At 57.7% G+C, this 13,631-nt stretch carries 9 protein-coding genes; 3 read left to right on the plus strand and 6 right to left on the minus strand.

Annotated features, from left to right (window positions below; all coding sequences use genetic code 11):
- The 3 genes from asnS to FT726_RS00855 form a co-directional block, all read left to right on the plus strand.
- Positions 1-916: asparagine--tRNA ligase (gene asnS / locus FT726_RS00845; RefSeq protein ID WP_346302310.1), on the plus strand; the 916-nt coding region annotated here is incomplete at its 5' end.
- 300 nt (positions 917-1,216) lie between these two features.
- Positions 1,217-2,338 carry a porin OmpC gene (ompC, locus tag FT726_RS00850; RefSeq protein ID WP_346302311.1) on the plus strand — a complete coding sequence of 374 codons (1,122 nt, stop codon included), beginning with the start codon at positions 1,217-1,219 and terminating at the stop codon, positions 2,336-2,338.
- A gap of 200 nt (positions 2,339-2,538) precedes the next feature.
- Entirely contained in the window at positions 2,539-3,729 is a 1,191-nt protein-coding gene (locus tag FT726_RS00855; RefSeq protein ID WP_021508330.1) for an amino acid aminotransferase, read from the plus strand.
- Between the two features lie 32 nt (positions 3,730-3,761).
- On the opposite strand, the gene FT726_RS00860 is transcribed toward FT726_RS00855, so the two are convergent.
- The 6 genes from FT726_RS00860 to mukF all read right to left on the minus strand — a co-directional run bounded on the left by FT726_RS00860 (position 3,762) and on the right by mukF (position 13,621).
- Positions 3,762-4,391 carry an MBL fold metallo-hydrolase gene (locus FT726_RS00860; RefSeq protein WP_288422714.1) on the minus strand — a complete coding sequence of 210 codons (630 nt, stop codon included), beginning with the start codon at positions 4,389-4,391 and terminating at the stop codon, positions 3,762-3,764.
- A 36-nt stretch (positions 4,392-4,427) separates the two neighbouring features.
- Entirely contained in the window at positions 4,428-4,979 is a 552-nt protein-coding gene (locus FT726_RS00865) for a YcbK family protein (protein WP_031279855.1), read from the minus strand.
- Between the two features lie 188 nt (positions 4,980-5,167).
- The gene (gene ldtD / locus FT726_RS00870; RefSeq protein WP_346302312.1) at positions 5,168-6,970 is read right to left on the minus strand and encodes a L,D-transpeptidase; all 1,803 of its coding nucleotides are present in this window, start codon (positions 6,968-6,970) and stop codon (positions 5,168-5,170) included.
- Between the two features lie 156 nt (positions 6,971-7,126).
- Positions 7,127-11,593 (minus strand): chromosome partition protein MukB, encoded by a 4,467-nt coding sequence (mukB, locus tag FT726_RS00875; RefSeq protein ID WP_058780807.1) that lies wholly within the window; start codon positions 11,591-11,593, stop codon positions 7,127-7,129.
- Positions 11,590-12,318: a chromosome partition protein MukE gene (gene mukE, locus FT726_RS00880; protein WP_031279857.1), complete on the minus strand. Its 729-nt coding sequence runs from the start codon at positions 12,316-12,318 to the stop codon at positions 11,590-11,592. The genes mukB and mukE overlap by 4 nt, the downstream gene beginning before the upstream one ends.
- Positions 12,299-13,621 (minus strand): chromosome partition protein MukF, encoded by a 1,323-nt coding sequence (mukF, locus tag FT726_RS00885; protein WP_021508336.1) that lies wholly within the window; start codon positions 13,619-13,621, stop codon positions 12,299-12,301. The genes mukE and mukF overlap by 20 nt, the downstream gene beginning before the upstream one ends.
- Between the last annotated feature and the right edge of the window lie 10 nt (positions 13,622-13,631).

The following is a 13,631-nucleotide window of genomic DNA, read 5'->3' on the forward strand; positions in this document are numbered from 1 at the left end:
GCCACTGATCACCGCCTCTGACACTGAAGGTGCTGGCGAGATGTTCCGCGTCTCAACGCTGGATCTGGAAAACCTGCCGCGCGACCCGCAGGGCAAAGTCGATTTCGATAAAGACTTCTTTGGTAAAGAGGCTTTCCTGACCGTTTCCGGCCAGCTGAACGCCGAGACCTACGCCTGTGCGCTGTCCAAAGTGTATACCTTTGGCCCGACGTTCCGTGCCGAGAACTCGAATACCAGCCGTCACTTAGCGGAATTCTGGATGCTGGAGCCGGAAGTGGCGTTCGCCACGCTGGATGATGCGGCTGCCCTGGCGGAAGCGATGCTGAAGTATGTGTTTAAAGCGGTGCTGGAAGAGCGCGCTGACGATATGGCGTTCTTCGCCGAGCGCGTGGATAAAGAGGCCATCGCCCGTCTGGAGCGCTTCATCACCACGGATTTCGCCCAGGTAGACTATACCGACGCCGTCGACATTCTGCTGAAAAGCGGTCAGAGCTTCGAGAACCCGGTGTCATGGGGCGTCGATCTCTCTTCCGAACACGAGCGTTATCTGGCGGAGAAACACTTCAAAGCGCCGGTGGTGGTGAAGAACTACCCGAAAGATATCAAAGCGTTTTACATGCGTATGAACGACGACGGCAAAACCGTGGCGGCGATGGACGTGCTGGCACCGGGCATCGGTGAAATCATCGGCGGTTCCCAGCGTGAAGAGCGTCTTGATGTGCTGGATGCGCGTCTCGCTGAAATGGGCCTGAATAAAGAAGATTACTGGTGGTATCGTGACCTGCGTCGCTATGGCACCGTACCGCATGCCGGCTTCGGTTTAGGTTTCGAACGTTTGATCGCCTATGTCACCGGTGTACAAAATGTAAGAGACGTTATCCCGTTCCCACGCACGCCACGTAACGCGAATTTCTAAGATTTAAGATTAAATATAAGAAATTCATATATATATTGAGGTCGGCCCTGCCGGCCTTTTTTTATTTTTGTAAATTTTGAGTTCTCTCACAAAGTTCCCGATATTTTACAAATTGTAATACAATTTTGCTTTTTGATACGTAATTACGAGAATTGAATCATTTTCGGGCTAGAATTAGCAACCCCGTGATGGAAAGATGCGTGCAGACACAGGAGACATCAAACTTCTTTCAAGGTTCCCGTAAAGGTTTCTTGACGGCAGTGGCAGATGTCCAAATAACTCCAATGAGGGTAATAAATAATGATGAAGCGCAACATTCTTGCAGTGGTTATCCCTGCTCTGTTAGCTGCCGGCGCAGCAAACGCAGCAGAAATCTATAACAAAGATGGCAACAAACTGGACCTCTACGGTAAAGTTGATGCGCGTCACCAGTTCTCTGACAACACTGATGATGACGGCGACAAATCTTATGTTCGTTTTGGCTTCAAGGGTGAAACTCAGATTACCGACCAGCTGACCGGTTACGGCCAGTGGGAATACAACGTACAGGCTAACGTAGCTGAATCTCAGGGTACCAGCGGTTCTAAAACCCGTCTGGGCTTCGCCGGTCTGAAATTCGGTGATGCAGGCTCCTTCGATTACGGCCGTAACTACGGCGTACTGTACGACGCAATGTCTTACACTGACCAGCTGCCAGTGTTTGGTGATGATACCCTGTATCAGGACAATGACAACTTCATGACCGGTCGCTCAAACGGCCTGGCAACTTACCGCAACAGCAACTTCTTCGGTCTGGTTGACGGTCTGGGCTTTGCTGTTCAGTATCAGGGCAAAAACGAAGGCCGCGGTCCACGTTACGACAACGGTGATGGCTGGGGTACCTCTCTGTCCTATGACACTGGCATGGGCATCAGCGCAGTGGGTGCATACTTCTCTTCAGATCGTACCAATCAGCAGCAGCTGGATGGCAACGGTGAGAAAGCAGATGCATACGGTTTCGGTCTGAAATACGACGCCAACAACGTTTACCTGGCAGCATTCTACGGCGAATCTCGTACCCTGACTCAGTACGGCAACAACGGTTCCAATATTGTTGATGGTGTAAGCACTCCATATAACTTTGCTGCTAACAAAGCTCAGGCTTTCGAAGTGGTTGCTCAGTACCAGTTCGACTTCGGTCTGCGTCCATCCATCGCTTACCTGCAGTCTAAAGGCAAGGACCTGAACTCTGTAGGTACCTTCGGCGGCGGCGATGCTGACCTGGTTAAATACATCGAAGTGGGTACCTACTACTACTTCAACAAAAACATGTCCACCTACGTTGACTACAAAATCAACCTGCTGGACGACAACGACTTCACCCGTTCTACCGGTACTTCTACCGACGACGTGGTTGGCGTTGGCCTGGTTTACCAGTTCTAATCTGCCGATTCGAACTGCGTAACACCTCAGAAACGGAGCCTTCGGGCTCCGTTTTGCATTTCAGTGATCGGGCTCCCGATTAGCGCCATTACTTTATACGCCACAGTTATTTCTTTTTTATGTCAGCGGTTGGCAAGCGTTGCGTCTGACGTTAACCTGATAGCTCATTTTGCTAAAGTTCACCCTAACGGAACTGACTCATGTTTGAATCAATCTCTGCCGCACCAGCCGATCCTATTCTGGGACTGGCTGACCTGTTTCGCGCCGACGACCGCCCGAATAAAATCAATCTTGGCATTGGTGTTTATAAAGATGAAACCGGCAAAACGCCGGTGCTGACCAGTGTGAAAAAAGCTGAGCAGTATCTGCTGGAGAACGAGACCACCAAAAACTACCTCAGCATTGATGGTCTGGCTGATTTCGCGCGCTGCACGCAGGAGCTGCTGTTTGGCAAAGAGAACGCGCTGATTAGCGCTGGCCGCGCCTGCACTGCGCAGACGCCGGGCGGTACCGGTGCGCTGCGCGTCGCCGCGGATTTCCTCGCTACGCAAACCAACGTGAAACGCGTCTGGGTGAGCAATCCCAGCTGGCCGAACCACAAAAACGTGTTCAACGCCGCTGGTCTGGAAGTGTGTGATTACCAGTATTACGATGCGGCGACCCACAGCCTCGACTTCGACGGCATGCTGGCCTCGCTGCAGGAAGCGCAGGCGGGCGACGTGGTGCTGTTCCACGGCTGCTGCCATAACCCGACCGGTATCGATCCTACCGCTGACCAGTGGCAACAGCTGGCGCAGCTGTCGCTGGAGAAAGGCTGGCTGCCGCTGTTCGATTTCGCCTACCAGGGCTTCGCACGCGGTCTGGATGAAGATGCTGAAGGCCTGCGCATTTTCGCCGCATCCCATCAGGAACTGATCGTCGCCAGCTCCTACTCGAAGAACTTTGGTCTGTACAACGAGCGTGTCGGTGCTCTGACGCTGGTAGCGGCAACGGCCGACGTGGCGAAGACCGCATTCAGCCAGGTGAAATACAGCATCCGCGCCAACTACTCTAACCCGCCGTCGCACGGTGCTGCCGTGGTCGCCACCATTCTCGGTAACGACGCGCTGCGTACCATCTGGGTGCAGGAGCTGACCGACATGCGCCAGCGCATTCAGCGCATGCGCCAGCTGTTTGTGAATACCCTGGCGGAGAAAGGCGCACAGCGCGATTTCAGCTTCATCATCAAACAGAACGGCATGTTCTCGTTCAGCGGTCTGACCAAAGATCAGGTGGTGCGTCTGCGTGAAGAGTTTGGCGTGTATGCGGTGAATTCTGGTCGCGTTAACGTGGCAGGCATGACGCCGGATAATATGTCGGCGCTGTGTGAAGCGATAGTCGCCGTGCTGTGACCAACGAAAAATGGGCCTGATGGCCCATTTTTTTATTGCAGGAAAGGATTACTGACGCGCTCGTGGCCGAGAGTGGAAATCGGACCATGGCCGGGGACAAACGTCACATCATCACCCAGCGGCAGAAGTTTATCCCGGATGGCGGCGATCAGATCGCTGTGGCTGCCCTGCGGGAAATCGGTGCGCCCGACGCCACCGTTAAAAATCACATCACCGGAGATCAGCAGACGGCCAGCACGGTCAAAGAACACGATATGGCCAGGCGTATGCCCTGGACAATGCAGCACTTCCAGCGTCACGTTGCCCAGCTGTACCGTTTCGCCCTCTTCCAGCCAGCGATCTGGCGTCAGCGGCGCGCACTCCGGCAAACCAAACATCCGGCTCTGAGTGGGCAGGTTATCCAGCCAGAAAGCATCGGCTGGCTGCGGCCCGACGATCGGCACCTGATAGTGCTGCGCCAGTTCGGCAGCAGCACCGACGTGATCGAGATGGCCGTGGGTCAGCAGGATTTGCGACGGCCTTAAGCCTCGCTCCGCCAGCACGGCAATAATGGTTTCGGCATCGCCGCCGGGATCAACCAGCGCAGCCTGTTGCGTCTCGTCATCCCAGATAACGGAACAGTTCTGTGAAAAGGCGGTGACCGGAATAATCAGGTAATTCATAGCGCTCCATGACCGACACACGCAGCGCTGCCGGTATCAGGACCAGTGCCTTGCAGGCCCGGTATCAATGTGTACGAAGTTGCTGCGCGGGTAATATCCTACACCACCGGCGCGCATAGATAACGCCGCTTTGCGAACATTGCTCAGAGAAATGCCCTCAATGTGGAAATCCATCGCCTGCCCTTTGGTGTGATAGCTGTGTTTAGCCACGCCAGGGCCCGATTCACGCAGCATATTATTGGTCGCCAGCGTACGGTAGCCGGAGATCAGCTGCACCGGTTTGCGCGTGTTGAGCAGCGTCTGCAAACGATAGAGCTGGTCAAACAGATGCGGATCGATGTGTTTAACCTGATTGGCGCGGTAATCACGGAAGAAGTGGTTTAAGCGAGCTAACTCATCCTTGTCATAACTCTTACCGTTAAAAAACTCAGTTTTGAGGGTTTCACCGGTATGCATGTTACTGAGCGTTAATACCCGGGGGCGGGAGGTGGAAACTGACGCCAGCGCTGCACCCGGCAGCAGTGACAATCCAGCCGCTGCGCCACCCAGCAGCAATAAACGACGACGTTGAGAATCAAAATTAGCCATGAAGCGGGGTTACCTAATCTAAAACGATAAAAATATGTGCAAAAAGTACACAAGGCCGAACAGTAACCGCAGCCTGGAGAGCAGTCAACCCGCAATCTGTCACAGAATGCGCAAAACCGATCTGAAATCAATTTTCCAGACCGGTCTTGCCATTTTCTTTGAGGAAAGGATAACAGGGAAATCAACGCTTAGAGCAGCAGCTGCCCCGCTTTGGTCAGCACCTGGCTGCCGGAGCGCGCCGGGTTATCATAATTGTAAATATCTGTACGATACTGCGGCTGGCCATCATCCGCCACCCAGGCCGTAAGGTAGTAGAGATTGACCGGAATGCGATGGCGAATCGGCACGTAACGCGTATCGCCCTGCTTCAGCGTGTCAGAGATACGGCTGTCGTTCCAGCCCGCGTCCTGCAACAGCAGATCGGCCAGTTCAGAAGCTTTGTTAACGCGCACGCAGCCGGAGCTGAGCGCGCGGATATCACGCTGGAACAGGCCATGATTTGGCGTGTCATGCAGATAAATCGCGTCTGAACTCGGCATGTTGAATTTATAACGGCCCAGCGAGTTGCTGGCACCCGGCGCCTGACGAATGCGATACGGGAAACTGGCGGCGGACACCATGTGCCAGTCAATCATCGACGGATCGATCACTTCCGCATCGGCGCTCCAGCCCGACAGCAGCGTGTAGCCGTGCTTATACAGATAGCTCGGATCCTGCTTCACCTTCGGCACGATATCCTGGCGCACCAGCGTGGTGGGCACGTTCCACGGTGGATTGAGCACCACATTATTGAGCGCGCTGCGCATCAGCGGCGTTTTGCGGTCCGGACGACCGACAATCACCCGCGAGGACAGAATGGTATTGCCGTTGTTGTAGTAGGTCAGGGAATAGTTGGGAATATTCACCATGATGCCGTTGTGCATGTCATCCGGCAGCAGACGCAGACGCTGAATATTCAGCGCCAGCAGCGCCGCACGCATCTGCGGGGAAACATTCAGCCACTCGCGGGTGCGCGGGCCGATGGCACCGTCGTCTGCCAGTCCCTGCCAGTGCTGGAAGCGTTTTACCCCCTCCACCAGCGTGTTGTCGTAGACATTATTGCTGGCAGCCGGGGTGACCGTGCTGATGTTGCCGCTGGCCTGCGGAACCTGCGCCGGCAGATCGCTGACGCTGGTGGCCGACGGGCTGACGGCCACGGGCTGATCGCTCTGGCTCACCGGCTGCGGCGCCGTCGGGACGGCATCGTCGGTCGGCGTGGGCGTCGCGCTGTGCGTGCCGGTCAGCATCCCGGTGCGCTGCAGAATCTCACGCAGCGCCGGCACATCATCGCTGATCTGACCCGGGCGCAGCGTGCCCTTATCGCGCAGCTGCGGCCACGGCCGGTTATCGGTCAGCAATGCTTTTAACGCGCTGTGCATCGGTGCGTACTGCGGATGCTGCGGTTGCAGCGACACCACAAAGGCGCGACTGCCGCCGCCGTTCACCGCATTCTGCCACTGATTGATGGCGGAAAGTGACGGCATGGTCAGCTTGTACGGCACATTGCTGTACAGCCAGGTTTCGCCCTGGGTCGGTACGTTAGCGACAAACTGCAGATAGCCAAGCATAGCGTCGCTCAGCACCACGTCCCGCGCGAAGCCTTTAATATCCGGATTGGTGAGCAACTCTACCCAGCGGGTAAACTGCGGCTGTACGCCGGAGAGCGCCACTTCTGCCAGCTGCTGCTGGAAAGCCTGCACGGCGTCGCGATCCTGCCACAGCGGTGCCATATTGCGTGCCGCATAGATGCCGGCGAGGCCGGGCAGATAAAAGGGTCGTTCGCTGGGGCTAAATGCCTGCTGAATTTGCTGCTGGCTGGCAGCCACTGACAGCGTGCTGTGCGGCAGCGCGCCGACGTCTGCCGCCTGGCTGATAGCCATCGGTGCCGCCATCAGTGACAAACTGAGTGCTATTGCAGCACGATTAACTCTGCTCTTCTTGTTCAGCAACATCCCTGCCCCCTTCTTACCAAAGACACAGCATCCTGAAAACGCCGTGTACCGCCTGTACTCTTATGAATGAGTATAAAATAAAAAACGGCATCCGCCTCGCAGGGCCGATGCCGTTTACAGATTAACCGCAGCCTGAATTTTTAACCAGATTTGCTACTAGCTATTTTCAGTGGCCACGCCTGCGCCGGGATTTTCCTGTTTCACCGGCGTCGGATCGGCGGAGAAACCGCGCAGTCCGACCACGTGCACATGCTCCGTATTGTTAAAGACTTTACGTACCAGCTTATAAGTGGTGCCTTTTTCCGGACTGATATTCTCCGGCGCGGCAATCACCAGCTGCATTTCCAGACGCTCGCACAGTTCGAACAGCGTGGCGATGGAGCGCGCATCAAGACGCGCGGCTTCATCGAGGAACAGCAGGCGGCACGGTGAAATATCTTTACCGCGCAGACGCCGTGACTCCTCTTCCCAGCTCTGCACCACCATCACCAGAATCGACATACCGGTGCCGATCGCTTCACCGGTCGACAGCGCCCCGCTTTCGGCGCGCAGCCAGCCGTCGGAGCCGCGGTTCACTTCCACTTCCATCTCAAGGTAGTTGCGGTAGTCGAGCAGCTCTTCACCGATGGTCTGCGCCGTGCGCTGGCCCATATCAATCTGCGGATTGAGACGCTGATACAGCTTCGCCAGCGCTTCCGAGAACGTGAGGCGATTGCTGGTAAACAGATCCTGATGCTGTTCATGCTCTTCCGACAGCGTATCCAGCAGCATGGCGTGCGTTTCGCGTACGTTGACGTTCAGCCGCACGCTGCGCACCTGGCCAAAGCTCACCGCCTGCAAGCCCTGGTTCAGCTGACGGATGCGGTTCTGCTCGCGCTGAATGGTTTTGCGGATGATATTGGCCGCACTGCGCGAGCTGATCGCCAGCGTCTGCTCACGCGCCGTCAGCTCTTCGGTCAGACGGTTCAGCTCAATCTCCATCTGCTCGATAGCTTCAACCGGATCGTCGGTACGAATGATGTCCTGACGGATACGTTCACGAAGATGCTGATAGACGGCGATAAAGAACTGAATCTTGCGCTCCGGCCGTTTTGGATCTTCCGACATGCGCAGCACATCGCGCAGGTGTTCATTATCCGCGACCGCCAGGCGCAGCGCACCGAGGGCCTTATCCGACATTGAGCGTAGCTCGTCGCCACTCAGGTAAGCCAGTTCGCGGCGATGCAGACGGCGCTCGACGCCGTTCTCTTTCACCAGGCGCAGCACGGTGCACCAGCCCGCTTTGGCGCTGACCACCTGCTCACGCATCAGGTGATAATCGCGCTCCAGCTTGCGCAGTTTCTTCTGCAGGCTATCCATCTCGGCTTCGCAGAAGGTGAGCTGTTTCTCCAGCTGATTGCGACGCGCACGGTTGTGGCTGAGCGCCGTGTAGAGTTCGTCACGCCGGCTGCGCGCACGCTCCTCGGCGCTGGCATCAGCGTGCACGCCAATATCCTGCATCTCCTGCTGCAACTCTTTCAACATGTCGCGCTTGGCGTCGTACGAACTCTTCAGCGATGCCAGCACCTGGGAATACTGCGTCAGCTGCGCCTGATGTTCGCGCAGGCGTTCGCGCGCGCGGCTGCGTTCGCCTTCCGCCTGCTCCAGACGCTGGCGCAGTTTTTCGTTGAGATCGCTGTTACCGGTCAGCATGCCAGCCGAATCTTCATAGCTGAAGTGCGCGCGGCGCTGCACCACTTCGGTCAGGGCAAATGCCTGCTGACGCGCTTCGCGCTGCTGCTGCTGCGCCTGCTGATAATCACGCGTCAGCTGTTCGTGCTGCTGCGGATCGCTCTGCAGCACCGCCACCAACGGCTCCAGCTTGCTGAGTTTCGCGCCGTGCTGATGCAGGAAGCGCGCGGCTTCCTGGGCCTCTTCCACCCGCTCACGAATCTCTTCGCAGCGGTCGGCCAGCGAGTCGTCAAGCAACAGGTTAACGCGCGGCAGCAGGCGGTTGAGCTGCGCCACGCCCTCTTTTGCCTGCTCGAACTGGGCACGCTGCTGCTGGTTGTCATTCTCGTGCTGCGCCAGCGCGCGCTCCAGCTCGCCCCGACGGCTGTTGAGCTGACGCATCTGCGCTTCCGGATCTTCGTCGAAGGCCACCGCCAGGTGGCTGCCGATAAAGCGGCTAAACGACTGATGCAGACGCTGGGTTTTCTGCACGTCAAACGACAGTGTGGCAAAACGTTCGGCCAGCTGGTCGCGCTCATTGTTCAACAGCTCCAGCTGATTTTCCCGCGCCGCGCGACCAAACAGCGGCACTTTCGGGAAGCGCGAATAACGCCACTGGCGCTCCGCCACTTTGACAACGACCGCATTTTCCAGCTCGTCGACGCTAAAGACGCTGTCATCAAACGACTGCGGATCGCCTTCGATCAGATAGAGATCTTCCGGACACTCTTCCAGGCCGTCGAGCATCTCGCGCACCAGCGACAGGTCCGGTACCACAATGGCGTGACGCGATGGGCCATACAGCGCGGAGAAGTACGGCGCATCATCCAGCGTCACATCATCGTAAATTTCTGACAGCAGCACGCCGCCAAACCGCTCCGCCAGCTGGGTCAGGCGCGCATCTTCCGCGCCGCCCGGCTGGCTGAGTCGCGCAATCTGCTGCTCGACTTCACGCTTGCGCGCCGCCACTTCATCACGCTCAACGGTGGTTTCACGCTCGCGCTCCAGCAGCTGCTGCATATATTCGGTGATCTGCTGGCTGCTGCTCAGCGTCTGGCCGGTCTGCTCGCTCAGCTGGGTAAGAATCTCCTGCGCCGCCAGCCAGTGCGGTGCCCGTGCGGTCAGCGCAGTGATACGCTCGCGCAGCTGCTCCAGCTCCTGGCGCATCAGCATGCGGCGTTCACCGGCGTCGGCCACGCTTTCGTTCAGCTGCTCTATCTGCGCTTCCAGTTCACGCTGCAGGCCTTCCAGCGCGTCAGCGTCATACTGCTGCCCCTGACGTTTACAGAAGTCGGCCAGCAGACGTTCGGCGTCATGCTGCTCACGCAGGCGGGTTTCCAGTTCGTTGAGACGCAGACGCAGCGAAGAGAGCTGTTCGGCATGATGGCGCTGGTTAGCGGCATCGCGCAGCAATTCGCGCCCGACCTGCCACGCATCCTGCCGGCTTACCTCGCCGGCAATGCTGGTAACCAGCGCCAGCGCCTGTTCAAACTGGCTGTGCGCCGCTTCCGCCACGCTCAGCTTCTGCTCCAGGCGCAGCAGCCGTTCGGTGGCCTCTTCTTCGCGCGCCTGGAAGGTTTCCTGCCACTCTGCGGCGTTGTCGATGGTGAGGTCCGGCAGCTGGCACTGCGCCCGCGCTTTTTCCAGCGCCTGCAACGCCTGCTGATACTGGATGGCGCGGGTTTGCTGCACATCAAGCGCCTGCTGAAAATCGGCCAGCTGGCTTTTCAGCTCGTCGACTTCAATTTCCGCCGCTTCAGCGCGCGCTTCGTTCTCTTCCTGCACCTCACGCGCTTCGGCCACCACTTCATTCTGCTCTTCGAGGCGATAAGTCAGCTCTTCCAGATCGGCGTCGTAACGCGCGATCTTCTCCTGCTGACGCATCGCTGTCTGGACCAGATTAAGGTGATCGCTCGCCGCCTGATAATCGGTTTCCAGATCGCTCTCTGCGCCGTTGTGCTCAGAGAGTTCGCGCGCCATTTCGATGTGACGATACTGTTCTGATGCCAGCTGATTGCGGCTGGTGAACAGCTCGTTACGCAGCTGCAGCGCACCGTCAAGATGGATGCGACGCTCGTTGGCGTGGCGCATGTAGTCGGCAGAAACGTAGCTGGTGGCTTCAGAGATCAGATGCTTAAACAGATCACGATCCGACTGCGTAACGCGAATCGCTTCCAGCGTCATGCGGTTTTCGCGCAGCGCCGCTTCCATATCCTGGAACGCTTTACGCACGCCGCCGTTTTCCGGCAGCAGGTAATCGCGCAGCGAGCGGGTAATGGCGCTGGAGATACCACCATACAGCGAGGCTTCGATCAGACGGTAGAATTTGCTGCGATCGCCGGCGGTGCGCAGACGACGCGGCACCACGCCGAGCTCAAACATCATGGCATGGTAGTCCGTGACCGAGCTGAACTGGCGGAACTGCACGCCCTCCTGCGCTTCCACCCGCTCCTTCACTTCTGCCAGCGGCAGCACGCGCGCCTGACGGCTGCCGAGAATTTCGGTCAGCATATCGGTTGGCAGCGTATCGGTCGGCAGGCCGTGAATACTGAACGGCTTGATGTCGACTTTCTTATCGCGTCCGGCCACCTGCTGCAGGCGCACGCCAGCCACCACGCGCTGATGGCGCGAGTTGACCACGTCCAGCACCGCATAGCAGACGCCCGCGCGCAGTTTGCCATGCAGGCCCTTGTCGCGCGAGCCGGACGTGGCACCGGCTTCAGTGGTGTTACGGAAATGCAGCAGGGTTAAGTCCGGAATCAGTGCCGTAACAAACGCCGCCATGGTGGTCGATTTACCGGCACCGTTACCGCCGGACAGCGTGGTGACTAGCTCATCCAGATCAAAGGTGCGGGCAAAGAAACCGTTCCAGTTGATCAGCGTGAGCGATCGAAATTTACCGCGTTCAATCATGCCTGTTCATCCTCCGCGCGCTCGCTCGCGTCGTGTTCGCTGTCATTTTCTGCCTCGTCGCTCTCACTGGCGACCGGTGCGTTCTCCAGCGTCATCGCTTCACCGTCACGAATCAGGCGCAGCTGCGCTTCACGTGCATCGTCACCGCTGCGCACATCCGCACCAAAGCGGAAAACGGACTCCATGATGCGGAACTTGCTGCTGTCGTTGCCCATAAACCACACCATGCCGAGACGGCGCAGACGGCTGAGCGACGCACGCATCTTCTCCTGCAGTTTGGCGCGATCCAGGTCCGACCCGGTGGAGCGCTGGTTAACCAGCTTCAGCAACCTGCTTTCATCCGCCAGCGACAGCAGCTCGTCGTACAGCTCCTGCTGGGTGAAAATGCCCTCGTTGGCCAGCCGCTCCGGGCTCAGGTAGAGATAGCAGAGAATTTTACCCACCATCATGTCGAGCTCGGACAGCACCGAGCGCGGGATCAGCGTGGTTGAGCGCGGACGCAGATAGAAAAAACCTTCCGGCGCGCGGATCAACTCAACGTTGTAGCGCGCATAAAACTCTTCCAGAAACGGCTGGTAATCCATCAGAAAAGCGTGATTATCCAGCTCTTCAATACCAATGTGGCGGCCGGCGCGTAACTGGCTATCAAGCGCGGGAAAAATCGGGTTTGCCAGTGCCAGCGCCAGTTTGACCGGCATCACTTGTTCAATATTTGTCGATGACATGTGCCTGCACCTTGGCTCCGTAATCATTGATGGTCTGCCATTCCGCAGGCAGACCGGCTAAATCGGCTTCGGCCACGCCGAGTCGCACCGCCTGATCGATGACGATGCGTGCGAGGTCGAAGTGGCGCGCGCGGGGATACTGCGCCAGATAGTCACGCATCACCGTGGCGAGATGCAGCGGCTTCTGCTGCTGCTTGTAAATCTGCAGCGCTTCTTCAATCATCGCCGCCAGCTGCTCGCGGATTTCGTTAAACTCTTCGTACTCCATCTCCGGCGGCAGCTCGCCCATCACCTCGTCGTTACGCAGCGTCATCTCTTCATCGCGCATGTCATACAGACGGTCGGCATTGGCGTAGGTCAGCGCCCACGGCTGATCGAAATAGTTCTGCACCGACTGGCGTAAACGCTGCGCGAACACGCGGTTTTTATCCATGTCGATGGCGGTACGAATAAATTTGTGCACGTGGCGGTCGTAACCGATCCACAGATCGATGGCCTGCTGGCCCCAGCTGATAATGCGATCGAGCTTGTTTTGCAGGTCAAACACCAGCTTGTCGACAAAGCCCAGATCCGGGCTGCTCAGCGTGGCGTCCTGAATCCGCAGCAGATTAGCCTGCAGCTTGTCGCCTGCCGCTTCCAGCGTATCCTGCAGTTCGCGCAGCGTGCCGGAGGTCTCCGACAGCAGCAGCTCGCAGCTGGAGATGGCCGCGCGCCAGTCTTTATTCAGCAGATCGGCGATATCGCTTTTCACCGCCTGCTGCTGTTCGTCCATCAGGCGCTGAGTCATGTCGATGCTGTCGAAGATTTCCGCGACCGAATATTTCAGCGGCGCAAAGACGTTACGGTGCCAGTGAAACTCGTCGCCATCCTCCTCGGCGGCGTCGGCGGCGCGCTTCAGCTCCTGCGCGACAATCGACAGCTGCATCGACAGGCGCAGCGTGGAAAATTCGCGCTGGCGGATGTAATAGTCGGTGATGCCGATCGCCAGTGGCGTCAGACGATAGATGGCGTGACCTTCGGTCAGCTCGCTGGTAAAGCGGTTAAGCAGGCGCTGACGCACCATGTCGTTGATGGCGTTGTTGGCACGGACCTGAATGGTTTCGTGGGTTTGTTCAAACGCTTTGCTGACGTGACGAAAGGCGTCAATCAGCTCACCTTCACTCATCTCGCCGTCCATGCGCTCCCCGTTGAGGGTGGCGATGGCCAGCAAAAACGCCAGACGTTCTACCGGCAGCGCAAGGGAAAAGTCATTCTTGCGCGCCCATGCCACCAGTTCGGGGACCGTCTGGGAAAATTCGCTCATAGTTGATCCT

The sequence above is a fragment of the Pantoea sp. Morm genome, assembly GCF_016643525.1.
Lineage (GTDB): Bacteria > Pseudomonadota > Gammaproteobacteria > Enterobacterales > Enterobacteriaceae > Pantoea > Pantoea dispersa.